General features: G+C 64.5%; 14 protein-coding genes. 8 read left to right on the top strand and 6 right to left on the bottom strand.

The genetic code is table 11. The features are described from left to right. The first annotated feature begins 71 nt into the window (after positions 1-71). Complete coding sequence (locus tag H3S97_RS08590) at positions 72-146, top strand: 50S ribosomal protein bL37 (RefSeq protein WP_099327425.1); 75 nt, start codon at positions 72-74, stop codon at positions 144-146. 157 nt (positions 147-303) lie between these two features. On the opposite strand, the gene H3S97_RS04255 is transcribed toward H3S97_RS08590, so the two are convergent. Next, entirely contained in the window at positions 304-591 is a 288-nt protein-coding gene (locus H3S97_RS04255) for a hypothetical protein (RefSeq protein WP_232356271.1), read from the bottom strand. 39 nt (positions 592-630) lie between these two features. Beyond that, on the bottom strand, positions 631-1,251 hold the full coding sequence (locus tag H3S97_RS04250) for a sigma-70 family RNA polymerase sigma factor (protein WP_052690825.1): 621 nt from the start codon (positions 1,249-1,251) through the stop codon (positions 631-633). Positions 1,252-1,402: 151 nt separating this feature from the next. Between H3S97_RS04250 and H3S97_RS04245 the strand changes: the two genes are divergently transcribed. From H3S97_RS04245 to H3S97_RS04230, 4 genes are all read left to right on the top strand, one after another. Continuing rightward, positions 1,403-2,161, top strand: a complete 759-nt coding sequence (locus H3S97_RS04245; RefSeq protein WP_198219755.1) for an exonuclease domain-containing protein — start codon at positions 1,403-1,405, stop codon at positions 2,159-2,161. 177 nt (positions 2,162-2,338) lie between these two features. After that, complete coding sequence (locus H3S97_RS04240; protein WP_198186953.1) at positions 2,339-3,907, top strand: Mur ligase family protein; 1,569 nt, start codon at positions 2,339-2,341, stop codon at positions 3,905-3,907. An 86-nt stretch (positions 3,908-3,993) separates the two neighbouring features. Beyond that, entirely contained in the window at positions 3,994-5,238 is a 1,245-nt protein-coding gene (locus H3S97_RS04235; protein WP_198219754.1) for a carboxylate--amine ligase, read from the top strand. Beyond that, positions 5,235-5,978, top strand: coding sequence for an aspartate/glutamate racemase family protein (locus tag H3S97_RS04230; protein WP_198219753.1), 744 nt, complete (start codon positions 5,235-5,237; stop codon positions 5,976-5,978). Before H3S97_RS04235 ends, H3S97_RS04230 begins: the two co-directional genes overlap by 4 nt. Here the strand turns inward: H3S97_RS04230 and smc are convergent. Both smc and H3S97_RS04220 read right to left on the bottom strand, forming a co-directional pair. After that, complete coding sequence (gene smc, locus H3S97_RS04225) at positions 5,911-9,549, bottom strand: chromosome segregation protein SMC (RefSeq protein ID WP_198219752.1); 3,639 nt, start codon at positions 9,547-9,549, stop codon at positions 5,911-5,913. The two genes, H3S97_RS04230 and smc, sit on opposite strands and share 68 nt — an antisense overlap. Further along, complete coding sequence (locus tag H3S97_RS04220) at positions 9,549-10,970, bottom strand: bifunctional folylpolyglutamate synthase/dihydrofolate synthase (protein WP_198219751.1); 1,422 nt, start codon at positions 10,968-10,970, stop codon at positions 9,549-9,551. The genes smc and H3S97_RS04220 overlap by 1 nt, the downstream gene beginning before the upstream one ends. A 206-nt stretch (positions 10,971-11,176) precedes the next feature. Here H3S97_RS04220 and H3S97_RS04215 point away from each other — a divergent pair, with 206 nt between their 5' ends. Together H3S97_RS04215 and H3S97_RS04210 are read left to right on the top strand one after the other, a co-directional pair. Then, positions 11,177-12,727 carry an aminopeptidase P family protein gene (locus H3S97_RS04215; RefSeq protein ID WP_332468272.1) on the top strand — a complete coding sequence of 517 codons (1,551 nt, stop codon included), beginning with the start codon at positions 11,177-11,179 and terminating at the stop codon, positions 12,725-12,727. A gap of 3 nt (positions 12,728-12,730) precedes the next feature. Beyond that, a complete protein-coding gene (locus H3S97_RS04210) occupies positions 12,731-13,315 on the top strand; it encodes an NUDIX hydrolase (RefSeq protein ID WP_198219749.1) in 585 nt (194 codons plus the stop codon). A 28-nt stretch (positions 13,316-13,343) separates the two neighbouring features. Here the strand turns inward: H3S97_RS04210 and H3S97_RS04205 are convergent, their stop codons facing one another. After that, positions 13,344-14,579 carry an ROK family protein gene (locus tag H3S97_RS04205; protein WP_198219748.1) on the bottom strand — a complete coding sequence of 412 codons (1,236 nt, stop codon included), beginning with the start codon at positions 14,577-14,579 and terminating at the stop codon, positions 13,344-13,346. 194 nt (positions 14,580-14,773) lie between these two features. Here H3S97_RS04205 and H3S97_RS04200 point away from each other — a divergent pair, with 194 nt between their 5' ends. Then, on the top strand, positions 14,774-16,315 hold the full coding sequence (locus H3S97_RS04200; RefSeq protein ID WP_198219747.1) for a xylulokinase: 1,542 nt from the start codon (positions 14,774-14,776) through the stop codon (positions 16,313-16,315). Between the two features lie 19 nt (positions 16,316-16,334). On the opposite strand, the gene H3S97_RS04195 is transcribed toward H3S97_RS04200, so the two are convergent. Beyond that, entirely contained in the window at positions 16,335-19,631 is a 3,297-nt protein-coding gene (locus tag H3S97_RS04195) for a glycoside hydrolase family 2 TIM barrel-domain containing protein (protein WP_408610426.1), read from the bottom strand. Between the last annotated feature and the right edge of the window lie 49 nt (positions 19,632-19,680).

The raw sequence follows: 19,680 nt of genomic DNA, 5'->3' as shown, positions 1-19,680 counted from the left end.
CGACAAAGGTCAGCCCGGTGTGCGATAATCGGCAAGGCTTATAGGTTCATCAGTAGCAAAGGAGTCCAATCATGGGCATGCGCGGACGCAAGCGCAGGGATCGCCGCAAGAAGGCCGCCAATCACGGCAAGAGGCCGAACACCTGATCGTCTGCCCCGGCACCAACGGTGCCGGGGTTTTGCATATATACATAAAAAAGAAAACCATGGCTGCATAGGCATGACCCTGGTTCCTGCTACTACCGAGACAGCCGGACAGAACCGTTGCTCTACCAAGAAGCCGACCGGGCCTGCTTGGCGTTATCTACTTGTCCGTGGCGCGATCCGGTGTCCCCTGCTCCAGTTCATCCATCTGATCAAACATGTGCCTGAGCCGATCCAGCAGACAGTCCGGCGCGCATTCGGGACGCAGATACCGGCGCAGCTCCTCGATGACCATGCGCTCCCGCTCGTCGCAGCAGGATTCCGGATCAAAGCAGTCGTTGGGATCCACGCAGGAGGCATCCTGGTAGATGCGCAGGCTGGTATGGGACACCCTGACGGAGCCGCCGTTATCGTAGGCGTAGTGACTCATCTCCACGCGTCCGTCCATGCTCCTGCCCGCTTCCTGATACCCGATCTTCGGGGGCCCTCAGTGCCCCTTGCTGCTGATCTCTTTTTTTATACTAGGCCTGGCAGCACCGGCACCATGTTGTTCCGCTGAGGGCTTGCCTGCAGCACCGCGCCCCTGCTGGTAGCCGCGCTCCTGGGCATACCGCTCCAGCTCCTGGCGTAGCTGCGAGCGCGCACGGTTCAGCCGGCTCATGACCGTGCCGATCTTGATGCCCTCCTCATCGGCCACCTGCTGATAGCTCTTGCCGTCGATGGCGGCGTCGATGAAGACCCGTCGGCGTTCTGGACTGAGCCGGTTCAGGGCTGCCATGATCTCCTCGGGGGCGAAGGTCTCCATGTATTCCTGCTCGGCGGATTTGAGCCCCTCGGACCCATGTTCAGAGGCCGAATAGATGTCCCAGTCGTTGTACTCGCCGGTCGAGTCGTTGGCCCTCTGCGGGCGCCGCTTGGCCTTGTGGTACTGGTTGAAGTAGGCATTGCGCTCGATGGTGGTCATCCAGGCCTCGAAGTTGCTGCCGGGCTGGAAGCGGTCGAAGGCCTTGAATCCGCGTTCGAAAGTGTCCTGGACCAGATCCTGGGCGTCGTCCGGGTTGTTGGTCAGGCGCATGGCCTGTCGGTAAAGCACATCCACCGCAGGCATGGCCAGGGCCTCGAATTGACGTTTTCTGCTTTCGAGTTCGCTGGTATCTGCCACACCCCTATTGTGCCATCCCCCCTCGCCCGTTGCGGTTCCGACCCGGTCGCGGGCAGGTCGCTCCTCGGTTACCATAATGCCAGAGGAGAAATCGCTTATGGAAAACACCGAGCACACAAGCATGGAGCAGGCGCTTGCGTCCGCCCCGCAGCAGGAGGGGTCGACACGCCTGGGGGACTCCTGGCTTCTGGGGTTCGACACCGAGACCACGGGCACCAGACCGGGCAAGGACGGCATTGTTTCGGCCAGCCTGGTTCTGCGCGACCCGGCCAAGGGCTACTCAGGGGATGCGGTAGCCACCTGGATAGTCAATCCGCACCGGCATATCAGCAAGGGGGCCAGTCGGGTCAACGGGTTCACCGATCAGCAGCTGGCCGCCGAAGGCATGGAGCCTGAGCAGGCCACAGCACAGATGGCCGGGTTCATTGCCCGCGCCCAGGACAAGCGCATTCCCCTGCTGGCCTACAACGCCCCCTTCGACGTGCAGATGCTGGACGGAGACATCGCCCGCTGGTGCGCGGGTTCGGTCAAGCCCCTGAGCGAGGGCGATCTGCTGGTGGTGGACCCTCTGGTCCTGGACAGGGAGATCTCCCACCGGTCCGGCCGCCGCACCCTGGGTCTGACCAGCGAGTACTACGGCGTCATCCCCCATGGCAACTTCCACAATGCCACGGCGGATACGGTGGCGGCCGTGGACCTGATCAAGCCCATGACCACCCTCTTCCCCCAGGTGGCCCGGATCACCATGGATTCCCTCATGGACTGGCAGCGGCAGGCACAGGCCAAGTGGCGGGAACATTTCAACCAGCACCTGATCTCCCAGGGCCGCCGCCCGGTCACCGACTCCTGGCTCTGAGCCTTCATCACCGGACCCGGTCACTTCCTGTATGGGACCCGAGGCATATGTATATTTTCGGTCAAGGGGTGGCAGGACTCCTCTGTGCCTGCCTGGCCGGGACTATAGACTTGGACCTGGCCTTGACCGGATTGCAGTCGGGCTGAAAGAATCCCATCAGACGAGGAGGAAGACGGCATGGCGCTGACGATGGCTTCGGCCCTGGAGCTGCTGCGCAAACACGATCAGCTGCGCGAGGTAATTCAGGGTGATCGATGGACCTTGGATCAGCCCGCGGATCACCATTTGCTCAAGCCCTTCACCGACGTCACCTACGACACCCGCCAGGCGGGACCCGGCAGCCTGCTCTTCTGCAAGGGGCATTTCCTGCCCGAGTACATGGATGCCTGTGGTCCCGAAGGTCCGGCGGCCTACGTGGCCCAGCAGGACCTGTCCGCTCACACCAGCGCCCCGGGAATCATCGTCAATGACGTGCGCAAGTCCATGAGCCTGCTCTCGGCCGCCTTCTACGGCTACCCCCAGAACCAGCTTACCCTGGTGGGAATCACCGGAACCAAGGGCAAGACCACCACCGCCTATTACCTGCACGCCATGCTGGGCGAACTCTCCGGAGGTCGGGCGGCCCTGTTCTCCTCGGTGGACAACTGCCTGGACGGCCGCCATTACGTAGAATCCCAGCTGACCACGCCCGAGTCGCTGGACCTCTTCCGCATGATGCGCCAGGCAGTGGATGACGGCATGCGCTACCTGGTCATGGAGGTCTCCTCCCAGGCCTACAAGGTGGATCGTGTCTATGGACTGACCTTTGACCTGGGTGCTTTCCTGAACATCTCCCCGGACCACGTCAGTCCCATGGAGCACCCCACCTTCGAGGACTACCTCTACTGCAAGCGCCGCATAGCCTACAACAGCAGGCAGCTGGTCATGGGAGCCGACATCCAGAGGGCCGACCTGATCCGTCAGGATGCGAGAGCCGCCGGCATTCCAGTGACCACCTTCGGATTCGGCCAACAAGAGGCCGACTTCGTGGCTCGCAAGGCTCCAGGCAAGGGCAACGACTATCTGATCGGCCCCTCCAGTGGTCCCATGACCCCGATCAGCCTGTCCATAGCCGGTGATTTCAACGCCCTGAACGCCATAGCCGCTTTTGCCATGCTGAACCGGCTGGGGCTGGAACCCGATGCCGATGCACTCCACGCCATGGAGAAGATCCGCATCGCAGGCAGGATGGAATGCTTCCAAGCCGACAACCGGATTGTCTATGTCGATTACGCCCATAATTACGCCTCTATGAAGGCCCTTCTGGACTTTGTGGATGAGCGCTACGGCGAGCGCAAACCTGAGATCACCCTGGTCTGCGGAGCAACCGGCGGCAGGGGAATCGACCGCCGAAAGGGCATCGTCCAGGCAGCCCAGGACCGTATCGATCGGCTCATCCTGACCGCTGACGACGAAAACGAGGAAAGCTCGGAACATGTGGACCAGGAGATGCTGAGTTTCGTCACCAACGCCAACCTGAAGACCAGCATGGTGCTGGACAGGACCCAGGCCATCGAACAGGGTCTTGGCCAACCAGGCCAGCCGGGGGATCGTCTGCGGATCATTCTGGTCACCGGCAAGGGCGAGGAACGCTGGTTCAAGAACAAAGGCCGCCACGTGCCCTACGAGGGCGACGACCACGTGGTGGCACGTCTGCTGGGCACAAAAAGCTACGACCTGGGAGCCACCGGCGCAGCCAAGGTCTGACGATCCCGACAGGTTTCTAAGATGGAAAGCCGAATGCCCCGCTGCAGGGTGGGGCGCACGAGCACATGGTAGGTGGTTTCAGAAACATGAAAGAATTCCAACCGGTCATACTGGGCACCGACATCAACACCTACGGGATGGCGCGAGCCTTCCACGAGGCCTACGGCCTGGTCTCCACCGCATTCGGCCACTACCAGCTCTCCCCCACCAAGTACAGCAGGATCCTGGACCTGCACCTGGTCCACGACTTCACCAATCCCGAGGTCTTCGTGTCCACCCTGAACGACTGGGCCGATGCCTATCACCGGGACCACCCTGGGTCCACCCTGCTCCTGCTGCCCTGCGGGGACACCTACGCCAACCTGCTGGACGAGTTCGGCGAGCCCCTGCGAGAACGATTCGTCTTCAACGCCATCGACAAGGAACTGAACCGGTCCCTCTCGCTGAAATCCTCCTTCTACGAACTCTGTGACCGCTATGACCTGCCCCATCCGAAGACTATTTCGGTGGATGCCGATGACGTCAAAGCCGGCCGCCACCGCAACCTGCCCTTCGACTACCCGGTGGCCATGAAGCCCGCGGACAGCGACGAGTGGTTGGGCATCGACTTCCCCGGGCGGAAGAAGGCCTTCATCTTCAGCAACCCGGATGAGCTGGACACCATGATCCGCAGGTCCTACCAGGCCGGGTACACCTCGCAGATGGTCATCCAGGACTTCGTGCCCGGGGGCGATGACAATATGAGGGTGCTCAACGCCTACGTGGACCGTCACCACCGGGTGCGCATGATGTTCCTGGGCCATCCCCTGCTGGAGGATCCCGCGCCCGAGGCCGTGGGCAACTACGCGGCCATCATCCCCGACTACAACCAGGACATCTTCGACCGGATCAAGGCCTTCCTCGAGGACATCAAGTACAGCGGGGTTGCCAACTTCGACATGAAGTACGACCCGCGCGACGGCGTCTACAAACTCTTCGAGATCAATCTGCGCCAGGGCCGCAGCAGCTACGTGGTCACCCTGAACGGCTTCAACCTGGCCCGCTACTTCGTGGACGACCTGGTCCTGGACACCCCCTTCAACGGACGCACCGTCTTCGGTCGGGGACATCGCCTCTGGATGGAGATCCCCAAGGACATCTTCCGCAAATACTGCGCCGATTCCGAGGACAAGCGACAGGCCATGGCCATGATCCGCCGCGGGGACTGGGGCACCACCCTGGAGTACGGCAAGGACCGCAACTTCAAGCGCTGGCTGCTGATCCGACACATGTTCGCAATCTACCGGCGTCGGTACCGGCGCTACTTCCGTGACAAGAGGACACTGGCATGAGGAACTTCTTCGTCGTCCTGGGTGGCATGGGCACGCTGGCCACCGAGAGTTTCGTACGGGTGCTGGACCGGTTGACCGGGGCGCACCGGGACCAGGACTTTCTGGACTACGTGGTCTTCAACCACGCCACCGTGCCCGACCGCACCGACTTCATCCTGGGCCGCAGCAAGGATGACCCCTTCCCCTACCTGGCCGAGGACGTGCGCCAGGCCACAGCCATGGGCGCCTCCTTCATGGTCATGGCCTGCAACACCGCCCATCAGATTCTGCCCAGGCTCCAGGCCCTGACCCCGGTGCCAATTCTGAGCATGCCCCAGGCCACCATCGACTGGGCCGATCGGCACTATCCGGCGAAAACCCATCCGCGCATGGGGTACATGGGCACCGAGGGGTCCCGCCATGCCGCCATCTACCAGGGCCCGGCCGACAGCGCCGGCTACCGGCTGGTGGACCCGGACCGGGCCCTGCAGGACCGGGTGAGCGCACTGATCTACGACGACGTCAAGGAAGGTCGACTGGACCGGGACCGCTACCTGGGTGTCCTTGATGCCTTCCTGAAGGACTACCACTGCGATTCGGTCCTGCTGGGCTGCACCGAGCTCTCGGTGCTCAACGAGGCCTACCCCATGCCGCAGCTGCCCATCGTGGACTCCCAGGCCGTTTTGGCGCAGGTCACCCTTGATCGGGCTCGGGCTCTTCGCGACCGGAACGATCCGGATCCTTCAACCGCTGGGAGATGACGGCCGTCACCCCGTCCCCCCGCATGGTGACCCCGTATAGGGCGTCGGCGATGCCCATGGTCCGCTGCTGATGGGTGATGATGATCAGCTGGGCATGCTCCCGCAGCTGTTCGAAGGCCTTGAGCAGCCGGGTCAGGTTGACGTCGTCCAGGGCGGCCTCGACCTCATCCATGACGTAGAAGGGACTGGGCCGGGCCGTGAAAATGGCCAGGAGCAGGGCCAGGGCCGTCAGCGAGCGCTCACCACCCGAAAGCAGGGAGAGCCTGCGGACCTTCTTGCCGGCCGGACTGGCCTCGACCAGAACGCCTGTGGTCAGCAGGTCGTCCGGGTCCTCAAGCCGCAGCCGTCCGCGCCCGCCGGGGAAGAGGGTGGCGAAGATGCGTTCGAAGGCCTGGGCGGTGTCGTCGAAGGCCTCCTTGAAGACCGTGACCATGGTCGAATCCAGATCCTTGACCAGGGCCATCAAATCGTCCCGGGAACCTATCACATCCTGACGCTGCTCGTGCAGGTAGCGGTTGCGGGATTCCAGAGCCTCGTATTCCTCGGTGGCCAGAGGGTTGACCTTGCCCAGGGCGGCCAGGTCCCGCTTGGCCTTGGCCAGCCGCTTCTCCTGCTCACCGCGCTGGTAAGGCACTGTTTTGAAGGCTGGCGTATCCCCGTCTTCCTCCGTCCCCTCCTGGTCCAGGGGCACCGGGTTGCCCTCGTCGTCCAGGACGGGCACCGGACGATCGGGGCCGTATTCGCGGATCAGCTCCTCGGGCTCCATGCCCAGGTCATCCTGGATGCGCTGACGCAGGCGGCCGTCCTCACCGGCCAGGCGCTCCCGCTCCAGATCCAGGCCGTGCTCATCCTGGCGCAGACCGGCTACCTTGGGTTCCAGAGCGTCCCTGTCTGCCCGCAGATCGGTCAGCTCCTTATCGTGGGCCGAAGCCTTGGCCCTGAGCTGCTCCCGGCGGCGGGCGGCGTGCTCCATCCTCCCTTTGATCAGCTGGGCCAGCAGGTCGGCCCTGAGCGCGATCAGTCCCAGGGAGGCCATGCCGGCCTTGCGACGACGGTTCTCCTCTCCAACTCGCTGACGATGGCGTTCGGCCTGGTCGGCCTGATCCCGCAGCAGATCGATCTGACGCAGCAGGGAGGCGTGCCGCCGGTCGCTCTCGGTCCAGGTCAGCTTGGCCTCCATCTCGGCCGTGCGGGCCTGGTCCAAGGCCGTCTCCAATTCATGCTGCCGGTCTTCCATGCCCTCCGGGTCGTCAGGGTCCGACCCTCCGTCCTCCTGGGCGCGGGCCAGGCCGGCCCTGAGATCCTCCAGTTTGAGTTCGTGGGTGCGCACCTGGTCGCGCACCTGGGCCAGCCGGTCATCCAGATCCTTGACCCCGGCCTGTGCCCGATCCGATTCCTTGCGGGCAGCGGCCAGCTCCCGGGCAGCCTGCTCGGCCTTGACCCGGGCCTCGGTGCACTGATTGCGCGCCTCCTGCAGCTGCTGCTCGGCCTGCTCAAGTGCGGCACGGGCCGCTTCCATCTGCGGCTGCAGGGTCTGCGACTCCTCCTGGAGGGCCTCCACCTGCGCCAGGGCCTTGTCCCTGCGTGCGGTCAAAGCCAGGTCGCTGGTGGCCGGGGCGGATCCGCCAACAGCACCGATCCGGTCATAGAGGTCGCCAAAGCGGGTCAGCGCCTGCTGCCATCCGTCCTCCAGGGCACGGCGGGCCTGGCCAGCGTCATCGACGGCAGCTGTGGAGGCCAGCAGGCTGCGGACAGCCGCCAGCACCCCCTGGGCCCGGTCAGGATCGGCAGGATGCTCCCGCAGGGCAACCAGGTCGGCGGCCGACCTCCACTGGTCGTCTCCGGGCTTGATGTCCGCCCCCTTGAGCGGGCCTGAAGCCGAGATCAGCGCAGCGCGTCCCAGACGGTCCCGGCGGGCCCGCTCCAGGGCCTGGTCGACCGTCTGGTCATCCTTGGCCACCAGGGCCGAGGCATAGTCGTGCAGGGCTTGAGCCAGGGGCTCCTCCCAGCCCTCCTCCACGCGGACGAAGTCGGTCAGCTGACCGAGTAGGGCTGGGTCTCCAGCCTGGGACAGGGCCTCGCCGGCGCCGCGATGGTCCAGCGTGTCCGCCAGGGCATCAGCCTTGGCCTGGGCCGAGATGGCATCGGACTGGATGCGACGTTCCCGCTCTTGAAGATCGTTGAGACTGCCGCGGGCCTGATCCCTAACCTGGCCCGCCTGGTCCAGGGCCTGTCTGCCGTCCTGGTCAGGGCTCTCCTCCCGGTCATCCAGGTCCCGCACCCGGTTTCTGGCACGCTCCAGACCCTCCCTTACCTGATCCTGCTGGCGGATCAGGTCACGCTCGCGCTGCCTGGAAAGTTCCAGGGCTGATTCCTCCTTGGCCACCAACTGCGCCAGGTCGCCCAGCCTAGCCTGCCGCTTTCTGGCCGCCTGCCGCAGCTCGGTCATGGTCTGCCGGTGGGCGGCCAGCCGCCTCTCCAGATCCGCACGGGCTTGGACGCAGCCATCCAGGGCGATCCGGTCGGCTCCGACCTGGCCCTCCTCCTGGTCGGCCTGGCCCTTGAGTTCGTCGGCCCGCCGCCTGAGCACCCCGGGGTCCTGTCCCTGGTCGGCCACCATGCCGGCCTCAAGCGAACGGCTGCGCTCCCTGGCCAAGGATGCCAGGGACCCGGCCCGCTCAGCCAGCTTGGTCAGGTCGTTCCACTGCTGGTTGACCGCCTCCAGGGCCGGGCTGGACTGGCGGTCCAGCCCCTCCAGCTGTTCGATGCGCAGCTTGACCCTGGTCAGGTCCTCCTGCCCCCTGGCCAGCCGCCCACGGGTCTGAACCATCCGCGAGCGCAGATCCTCCAGCTTCTTCTGCGAGGTCAGGGCGTCGTCGGCGTGAAGGCGTGCCTGGGCGTCCCGCAGGCTGACCTGGATCATGTCGGCACGGCGGGAGACCTTGGCTTGGCGGCCCAGCGGCCCCAGCTGCCGATGAATCTCGCCGATCAGGTCGTCCAGGCGGGACAGGTTGGCCTCGGTGTTGGCCAGCTTGTGCAGGGCCCGCTCCTTGCGCTTGCGGTGCTTGAGGATGCCGGCCGCCTCCTCGATGAAGGCCCGGTGGCCGGCCGGATCAGCCCGAAGGATGGCATCCAGCCGCCCCTGGCCGACGATCACGTGCATCTGCTGGCCCAGCCCGGTGTCGCTGAGCAGCTCCTGGATGTCCAGCAGGCGGCAGTCGGACCCGTTGATGGCGTATTCGGATCCTCCGTTGCGGTAGATGGTCCGGCTGATGGTCACCTCGGTGTAGTCGATGTCCAAGGTCCGGTCGGTGTTGTCGATGGTCAGGGTGACCTGCGCCCGGCCCAGCGGCGGCCTGGAGGAGGTGCCTGCGAAGATGACGTCCTCCATGGATCCGCCACGCAGGCTCTTGGCCCCCTGCTCGCCCATGACCCAGGCCAGAGCGTCGACGATATTGGATTTGCCTGATCCGTTGGGGCCCACCACAGCGGTGATGCCCGGCTCGAAGCGCAGGGTGGTGGCCGAGGCGAAGGACTTGAAGCCCTTGAGGGTCAGCTCCTTGAGATACATCAGGCGCGCTCCGCCTTAGGCTTGGCCAGATCGGGATTGGGACGCTCGGCCAGCAGGGTGCGGGCGTCGCCGGCAGTGACGAAGCTGCCGCAGATCAGCACCCCCCGGCCATAGCCCACGCCGGTCTGGTCCTCGCTGTCGACCATGTCGACGGCGGTCTGGATGGCGTCGGGCATCCGGTCGCGCCGGACCACCCGGTCTGGCCCGAATACCCTCACGGCGACCCGCTCCAGATCCTCGGCCGGCATGACCCGGCCCTTCCAGGAGTTCTCGGTGACCACGACGCTGTCCAGCACGGGCTCCAGTATGCCCAGATAGTCCTCCACCTGCTTGTCGGCCATCATGGAGATCACGCCCACCAGCTGCTTGAAGTCGTAGTTCTCCTCGATGGCCGAGCGCAGGGACTGGGCCGCGTTCAGGTTGTGCCCGCCATCGATGATGATGGTGGGCGAGGTGCGCACCTGCTCGATCCGTCCGGGGATGCGCACCTGGCTCAAGGCCTCGGCCACCAGATCCTGGTCCAGGGCCCCGTTGACGGGGATGACCGTCTCGGCCGCGGCCAGGGCTGCAAGGGCGTTGTGGGCCTGATGCTCGCCGAACTTGTCGATGGGCACATCCTTGTAGAGTCCCTGAGGCGTGCGCAAGGTGGCCACCTGACCGCCCACTGCGGGCATGCGGGAGACTACCTCCAGCTCGTTGCCGTCCCTTAAAAGAGTTGGGGCTCCCTGCTCGCGTACAGCCTGCTCGATGATGGGCATGACGGCATCCTCATGGGGTTGGGCGCCGACGATGACCGTGGACTTGGGCTTGATGATCCCAGCCTTCTCCCCCGCTATCTGTTCGACCGTATCCCCCAGCCACTGCATGTGATCCATGTCCACCGGCCCGATGATGGAGGCATCCCCGTCGAGGACGTTGGTGGCATCCCAGCGGCCGCCCATCCCAACCTCGACGATGGCCACGTCCACGGGGGCGTCGGCGAAGGCCCAGACAGCCATGGCGGTCAGGACCTCGAAGAAGCTCATGGGAGCCCTGCCCTGCCGGGCGAAGCGGTCATCCACCATGGCGATGAAATCCTCGATCTGCTGGTATAGGTCTACGAAGTCCTCGTCTGAAAGCTCCTTGCCGTCGATGGCGATCCGCTCGTTGATCCGCTCCAGGTGGGGCGATGTATAGAGCCCGGTGCGTAGACCATAGGCCCTCACCAGAGCCTCGGCCATCCGCGCCGTGGACCCCTTGCCGTTGGTCCCGGTGACGTGGATGACCCGGAAGCTGTGCTCAGGGTGGCCCAGCAGGTCCAGCATCATCCCCATCCTGTCCAAGTCTAGATTGGGGCTGTCATGCTCGGCGGGACGCGCCATGATGGCCCGCTCGACATCGCGAATATTCTGACCCTTGCTGTTGGGGTGTTCGAATGACATATTCTGCCTGCGCCTCCTGCTGGCTGTGGATGCTTCCCGCCCATTCTATGCGCGACCGACCCCGATTGAAGGCCGAAACAGCCGACTGTCACATCGGCCGAACGCACTACCATGGAACCAACATAGTAAGCACCGGAATTTCAAGGAGGCTGGACGTGACCGCATCCGCTCAGGAGCATCTACAAGGAGACACCGATCCCAAGAACGTGGACCTGGATGAGCAGAACATGGAGGACCGGGTCAACAACCGCACCCTGCGCCCCAACTCCCCCGCCTTCCAGAAGTTCATGACCACCGGCTGGCAGGCCCAGGAGCCGCAGATCGAGCCGCTGGAGTCCAGCAAATACACCGAGCGCCGTCTGCGTGAACTGGGTAAACGCTTCCCTGGCGAACGCCTGGTCATTCCCGCCGGTTCCTACAAGACCCGTAACAACGACAACGATTACGCCTTTCGCCCAGATACCACCTTCGCCTACTACACGGGCCTGGGCGAGGACTATGAACCCGGAGCCATCCTGGTCCTGGACCCGGTGGACCCCGACAGTCCTGAGGCCGCCAAGGGCCTGACCCATACCCCTGAGCTCTTCGTCCATCCCCGGGCCGACCAGTCCACTCGCGACTACTACCGGTCCGCCCAGTACGGGGAATATTGGGTGGGTCCCCGGGCCGGACTGCGGGAGCTGGCCATCATGACCGGCATCCCCACCAAGGACATCGCTTCCTTCCCTGATGCCATCGCCAAGGATCTGGGGCCGGACCAGGGGGCGGTCAAGATGCGGGTGATCCGCACCGCCGACCAGGAGGTCCTGAACCAGGTGGAGGCCGCCCGCAAGGCCAACGGCATCGGTGGTCCGGACCGCAATGAGGAAGCCGACGACAAGCTCGAGGAGTTCACCTCCGAGGCCCGCATGATCAAGGACGACTACGAGGTGGGCGAGATGCGCAAGGCCATCGCCGCCACCAAGGACGGGTTCGACCGGATTCTGACCCACCTGCCCCAGGTGGTGGGCAAGCCCCGTTCCGAGCGGATGCTGGAGGGCGTCTTCAACGCCAACGCCCGCGAGAAGGGCAATGACGTGGGCTACGGGTCCATCATCGCCTCGGGCAAGCACGCTCCTATTCTGCATTGGATGCGTAACGACGGGACAGTACAAAAGGGTGACCTGCTCCTGATCGACGCCGGCGTGGAGGTCAACAGCCTCTACACGGCCGACATCACCCGCACCTTCCCCGTAGGCGGCACCTTCAGCCCCCTGCAGAAGCGGATCTACCAGACCGTGCTCAAGGCCCAGCAGGCCGGCTTTGAGGCCGCCAAGCCCGGTGCCACCTACTCGGACATCCACCATGCCGTCATGCGTGTGCTGGCTGAAACCCTGCACGAGTGGGGCATCCTCAAGGTCAGCGTGGAGGAGTCCCTCTCCCCCCAGGGCCAGCAGCACCGCCGCTGGCACGCCTGCGGATGCGCCCACCACCTGGGTCTGGACGTACACGACTGCGCGGAGGCCAGGTACGAGTCCTACCAGGGTGCCCCCATCACCCCTGGGATGATCTTCACCATCGAGCCCGGACTCTACTTCAAGGAGAACGACCTGCTGGTGCCACCGGAGTTCCGCGGCCTCGGCGTACGCGTGGAGGACGACGTGCTCATGACCGAGCAGGGGCCCCAGTGGCTGTCTGCAGGAATCCCCAAGACCGTGGAAGAGGTGGAGGCCTGGATGGCGCAGCGGGCTGCGCTGGCCGACCCGGACCGGGACTGACATATGCCCACTCCCGAATTCGTGCTCGAACTGCGCCGATCCATAGGCCATGACCTGCTCTGGCTGAATGGTGTCACGGCTTTCGTCAGCGACGACCAGGGCCGTGTCTTGCTGGGCCGGCGCTCCGATACCGGCCAGTGGGCCCTGGTCTACGGAATCAACGAGCCCGGCGAGGATCCGGCCGACACCGTGGTCCGCGAGGTCAAGGAGGAAACCGGGGTGGATGTGATCGTCACCGACCTGGCGGCGGTCACATCCTCCCGGGAGGTGGTCACCTATGCCAACGGTGACCGGACCATGTACATGGATCATCTGTTCATCTGTCGGCCAGACTCCAGCGGCAACACCGACCCCTTCGTGGGTGACGAGGAGAGCCTGTCAGTCGGCTGGTTCGACCCCGGTCAACTTCCTGCCCCTCTGGCCCAGACCACTGTGGAACGCATGACCCGGGCTCGAACCTATCTCAAGCGCCTGCAAGGCGGTGACGCCCACGCCCTCTTCAGGGTCAATGGCAGGCAGCTGCCTGCAGATTCCGACCAGGCCGATTTCCACCAGTCCGATTTCGACCGGTCTCAGGCTGACCATTGAACCTTTGGGCCGCTCAGTCCCTGACGGCTCAGTCCTCGAAGAAATCCAGCGGATCGTCGATGAAGCGCCGCAGGCCCACCAGCGCCGCCCCCCTGAGGGCTGGATAGTCAGCCTGGGTCGGGATAAGCACACGGATGTCAACGGCATCCCGGCCCAGGGTCAGCTGATTAAGGCGATTCTGCAGGCGCTGGGCCAGGTTTCCCCCGAAGTGCGACCAGAATCCCCCCAGGATGACCGTGTCCACATCCACAATATTGATGGCTGAGGCGATGACCGAGATCATGGCGTCGAGCCCGCGGTCGATGGCATCGACGGCCTTGGTGTCACCCTGCTGCCAGCGCTGGTAGAGTTCCTCCATGGCCTGGGGCGTGACCGCCTCGGCTCCGGTGGCGATGCCGGCGGCCTCAACCAGGGCCCTGCGCCCGGCGTAGGTTTCCAGACATCCGCGGCGGCCGCAACGGCAGGTGGGTCCATTCAGATCCACCGAGGCATGTCCCAATTCACCGGCGAACCCATGATCCCCGGTCTCGACGGTCCCGCGCCGCACCACGGCCCCGCCGATGCCGATGTCCGTCGAGATGTAAATAAAGGAGTCGGTGGGTGAAAGCGGCCCCTCATCTCCGCCGTCTGGGCGCTGGGCAGCGTAGCCGGGTATCTGCGCCAGGGCCGCCAGACGCGCCTCGTTGCCCACTGTTGGAGACAGGCGGCGAACCAGGGGGAAGTCCTGCAGATCCAGACGCTCCCATCCCAGGTTGCGGGCCATGAGCAGGGTGGTGTCACCGCCGACCAGTCCGGGCAGGGCCAGACCCGAACCCACTGTGTGGTAGTGCCGACGTGACAGCTTGCGTTCGATGGGCTTGGTCAGATTCTCCAGGTTGGCGAAGACCTGATCGGGTTCCGCCTCGTGCATATCGTCCTTGACCCAGGCCGAATCGATCAGGGTCCCATCCAGATCCATGGCCAGACAGCCGTAGCCATCGGTGTTGATCTGCAGGCCCAGGCCGGCCCAGCGTCCGTGTGCGATGGACAGCGGGGTGCTGGGTCGGCCGTGGCTGCTCTGTGAGGTGTCAGGCTCCTCCTCGCGCACCACCCGATTCCTGAGCAGGAGCCCCGCCAGGAGCGACATGGTGGCCTTGGTCAGCCCTGTGGCCTTGGCCAGATCAGCCCTGCTGAGCGAGGTAGGCGACCGCAGAATGGTGTCGATGATGACCGAGAGGTTGTGGTTCCTCAGATCATCCTGATTGATGGAGCGCAGGGCAGTCACGGTTCAGCAACCTTTCATGAGGGAAGATAGGCCCGCTGAATCCTGGGCCTCTTCAACATCTTACGTTCCAGCCCGACGGCAGGTCAGCAATTGAGAGGCACCCGGAGCAAGGCCATTTAGTTTATCGATTTAATAATTGAGATACTATGATGGAGTACTCCACAGACAGGAGCCCGGAAAGCGAGGAGGCTGACATGAATGAGATCCTGGTGGCGGGAGTGGACACATCGACCCAGTCCTGCAAGGTGAGGGTCACCGAAGCCCGGACCGGTCGGCTGGTCCGCTTCGGCAAGGCTCCTCACCCGGCAGGCACCAGCGTCGATCCCATGGCCTGGTGGAAGGCCTTTCAGGAGGCTTCAGCCCAGGCGGGAGGCCTGAACGATGTCTCGGCCATCAGCGTGGGCGGCCAGCAGCACGGCATGGTATTGCTGGACCGCCAGGGGCAGGTGATCAGGGATGCCCTGCTCTGGAACGACACGCGTTCGGCTCCTGATGCCGACGATCTCATCATCCGGCTGGCCAGATCCAAGACCGGCGAGGCTGAAAGCTACCAGGCGGAAAACGATAGGTCAGACAAGGACCCGGACTCGGATCAGGACCTGGCCATGCGGGGCAAGCAGGCCTGGGTTCGTGCTGTGGGCTCCTCCCCCGTAGCCTCGCTGACCATCACCAAGGTGGCCTGGGTCAGCCGGGTGGAGCCGGATCATGCCAGGGCCATCGCGGCCATATGCCTCCCCCACGACTGGTTGAGCTGGGTCATCGCAGGTCATGGGCCCATGGCCGACCCGGGAACCGAACCCTGGCTGGAGGATCTCTTCACCGATCGCTCGGATGCCTCAGGCACCGGCTACTACGACCCAGCCGCCGACCGCTATCGGCGTGACCTGCTGGCCATGGCCCTGCCCGACGGCATGGCTGAGCGTGTGATTCTGCCTAAGGTTCTCGGCCCCCACCAGGTCGGAGCCAAGGCCGACCCCCGCGTCGCCGGCAGAGATGTGCCCGGCGGCTGCATCATCGCACCGGGCGGAGGCGACAACGCCATGACGGCCCTGGGCCTGGCCATGCAGGTGGGCGACGTCTCCATATCCCTGGGAACCTCGGGTGTCGCTGCAGCGGTCAGCCCGGTCCCCGCCTATGACATGAGCGCCTCGGTGACCGGATTCGCGGATGCCACCGGCCACTGGCTGCCCCTGGCCTGCACCATCAACGCGTCACGCATCCTGGATGCGGGCCTGGCCGCCCTGGGGACGGATTATGACGGTCTGGCCGAGCTGGCGGAGAAGTCCACGCCGGGGGCCGAGGGCATCACCCTGATCCCCTACTTCAACGGCGAGCGCACCCCCAACCGCCCGGATGCCCACGCCAGGCTGGAGGGGCTGACCCTGGCCAACACCACCCGTACCAACCTGGCCAGGGCATTTGTGGAAGGCCTGCTCTGCTCCCAGCGTGACTGCCTGGAGCTGCTGAAACGACTGGGCACCACGGTCTCCAGGATCCTCCTGGTCGGCGGCGGCGCCAAGTCTCCGGCGGTCAGAGCCTATGCCCCGGGAATCCTGGGCATGGATGTGCAGCTGCCCCGGCCGGACGAGTATGTGGCCATCGGTGCGGCCCGTCAGGCGGTCTGGGCTCTGACCGGGGAAGAGGAGCCACCCGTCTGGCCGGTGGACGTCGAGACCACGCTGACCGGAGCCCCCTGTGAGCAGGTCTACCAGCAGTACCTGCGCTGGCGGGGATGAAAGGCCCCGCCAGCCTGTGTCACTTGGAACGGACCCGCAGATGCAGTCCGAAGTCCAGATCGGTTTCATCCAGGCGGTAGGCGGGAGCCAGCTCGGGTCCGCAGCTGTTGGAACCTACGCCGCTTGTGGCATAGTCCAGGCAGAGCACGGTCGAGCCGCATTCCTCCAGCTCATGGTCGTGCCCCTTGGCGGTCAGCTCCTCCTGAGTATAGGGGGAGCAGTTGAAGCTGATGGGCCCATCCCCCGCCGCCTGCAGCAGGGAGCGGTCATCCTCCACCAGGACGTAGTCGCAGCCATAGTGGGAGCCGTTCTCCTGGGGACGCAGGTAGTGCTCGACCATACCCTGCGCAGTGTCATGGAAAACGCCGTAGTGGCTGGCACGGTGCATGTCCCGGTAGCTCTCGTAGGGCCCATAGCCGCAGTAGGTGACCTGCCGCAGGCTCTTGGGCAGGAAAAGCCGCAGGCCGAACCGGGGCAGATAGGGGAACTCGGGGTCCCGATGCAGCTCCATCTTCAAATCCAGCCCACCCTGGTCGCTCAGGGTCCAGGTGGCAAGGATGGTGCCCATGGGCTGAATGAAGGGTGCCACCAGGGACAGTTCGGCCTTGATGGTGGTCAACCCCCGTTCCTGATCGGTCTGCAGCTGGCAGGATAGGGCCCTGGTGCTGGCCCGGTCGTATTCGGCCTTGCGCCATTCCTCCTTGATGGTGGCATCGTTGTCGGTGGGGGCCCGCCAGAGATTGACCTCCATAGGGGCGGTCAGCAGGGAACGGTTGTCGATGCTCATGGATTCCACCATGCCGGTGCGGCGGTTGAAGACGTAGCGCCAGTCGGCCCCCTCCACATCGAAGCGGGCATCAGTCCGCCTGACCACCGGCCGGTGGGCGCCCCGGGCTCCGCTGCCGGGATCGGCACTGATGACCCTGGCCACGCCGTTGGGACGTTCAGACATACCCATATCGGCAGCTTCAAGCTGATCGAAGCCCAACGGATGCCCTTGGGGAAGCACTGGATCGGCCTTGGCCAGGGCATACTCCACAAGCAGGGTCAGACGGCCCTTCTCAGGAGGATCCATGGTCGGCAGACCCACGGTGCCTTCAGCATGTGGGGCGATGTGCAGGCCGGTCCCCCGGTCAAGCTCCGGCGTTCCGGAGGCCACCGGCTCCCCATCACACAGAAGGGTCCACTTCAGGCTCAGATATTCATCCAGGAAGGTGAAGTCCAGATAGTTGTGCAGGGTGAGCAGCCGGGTCCGGGGATCGTAGCCGACCAGACGTGCTGGGCGGAAGACGTTCTTGAACTCCCTGAGGCCGGTGTGGGGCCGCCGGTCGGGGTAGACCAGGCCGTCCATGCAGAAATTGGCATCGTTGGGGTACTCGCCGTGGTCGCCACCGTAGGTATAAATCCGACGGCCCTTGCGGTCCCTGCCCTGGTCGATGGCATGGTCGGCCCACTCCCAGACGCAGCCGCCCAGAAGCCCTGGATAGGCCTGGATGACCCGGAAGTAGTCCTCCAGATCCCCTGGTCCCAGTCCCATGGCATGGCAGTATTCACAGAGGAAGTATGGCCGACGGCCCCCATCCCCGTCATCCCCGTGGCTGCTGATGCCGTGAGGACCCTCCGGCGTGAAGTAGTCCTCGATTTGCTTGATGCTGGGATACATCCGCGAGGTGATGTCCAGATTGCTATAGTCCAGATCCTTCCGGGGCGAGCCGTGGATGGCCGACTCATAGTGGGTCAGACGGGAGGGGTCCCGGGACTTGGTCCAGGCCAGGGCCGCCTCGATGCCGCAGCCGTATCCGCTTTCGTTGCCCATGGACCAGATCAGAATCGAAGGATGGTTCTTGTCCCGCTCAACGCTGCGCTGGACCCGGTCGACGATGGCCTTGGTGAAGCGCGGCTCGTCGGCGATGCGGCCATTCCAGTAATCTGGCTCCTTCCAGTCCGGACCGTGGTAGAGGGTCTCAATGCCATGGGTCTCCAGGTCGGCCTCGGCGATCAGATAGAAGCCCAGCTGGTCGTAGAGGGCGTAATACTGGGGGCTGTTGGGGTAATGGGATGTGCGGATGGCGTTGACGTTATGCTCTTTCATCAGGGTCAGGTCACGCATGATCTGCTTCTGATCAATGGCGAAGCCGGTGCGCGGATCCCCGTCATGGCGGTTGACCCCGTGGATCTTGATGGGGCTGCCGTTGACCTTGACAACCTGCCCGTCCACGCTGATGGTGCGCAGACCGATGTACTCGGTGATGACCTCGCCGGAATCGTCGGCGTCGGATGCGCTGGCCCTGGTCGACAGGGTCAGTCGGTAGAGTTCAGGATCCTCGGCGTTCCAGAGACGAGGATGGCTGACTTCCAGGACAAATTGCTCAGGCTCCTTACAACCCGTCAGCTCGGCCCGGGCCACCTCCACCCCATCGGGGTCGGTCAGCAGAGCCTGGACGTCAAGGGCGGCATCGGCCTGGCCCGACACGCCGGTCGGATCCAGGTCCAGGGTCACCCTGGCATGACCCATGTCCTCGTCCAGCTCGGTGTGGACGAACCAGTCACGCAGACGTGCCTTGGGCCGACGCAGGATGTAGACATCGCGGAAGATGCCGCTCATGCGGAACTTGTCCTGGTCCTCCAGATAGCTGCCATCGCACCACTTGAGCACCAGGACGGCCAGCTGGTTGCGGCCCGGCCGCAGGTGGTCGGTCACATCGAACTCGCTGGTGGCGTGCGAGACCTGGCTGTAGCCGATCAGCTCACCGTTGACCCAGAGGTAGAAGCAGGAGTCCACCCCCTCGAAATTGAGCAGGGCCCGGGGCGCTGAGGGATCGGGCTCGTAGTCGAAGGCGCGCAGGTAGATGCCGCAGGGATTGTCGGCAGGCACCCTGGGCGGATCGAAGGGGAAGGGATAACGCACGTTGGTGTACTGGGGGTTGTCATAGCCCTGGGTCTGCCAGACGCCCGGCACATGGATGGGCTGGTACACCCCTCGGCCCGCATCCCTGGAAGGGCTGTAGTCGGCTTGGAAGAAGACCGGATCCTCGGCCTCGGTGGCCGACTGGACCTCGGCGTCCAGCTGGTCGATACTGGCGTAATAGCGAAAATCCCAATCTCCATCCAGGTCAAGGTACCGGTCGGAGCGCCTGCGCAGATCGCCGCGCGTGTCCATGGGGGCGCCGGCCGGCACGCAGTAGGCACGGTTGGGCTCGGTCCCCACATGCAGTGTGGCCGGATCCTCGTAATAACGTGGTATGAACATGACGACTCCATCCTCCTCGGTGGCCTTGGCAGCAGACGTTTCACAGGTATGACTGTTTACGCTCACATGCGACCATGATACCGATTACATAGCACACCATTCCCGGCAGTTGTCA

Source organism: Bifidobacterium choladohabitans (genome assembly GCF_016102005.1).
GTDB lineage: Bacteria > Actinomycetota > Actinomycetes > Actinomycetales > Bifidobacteriaceae > Bombiscardovia > Bombiscardovia choladohabitans.
The sequence above is the reverse complement of the archived record's forward strand: the minus strand, read 5'-3'. Positions and strand labels throughout refer to the sequence as shown.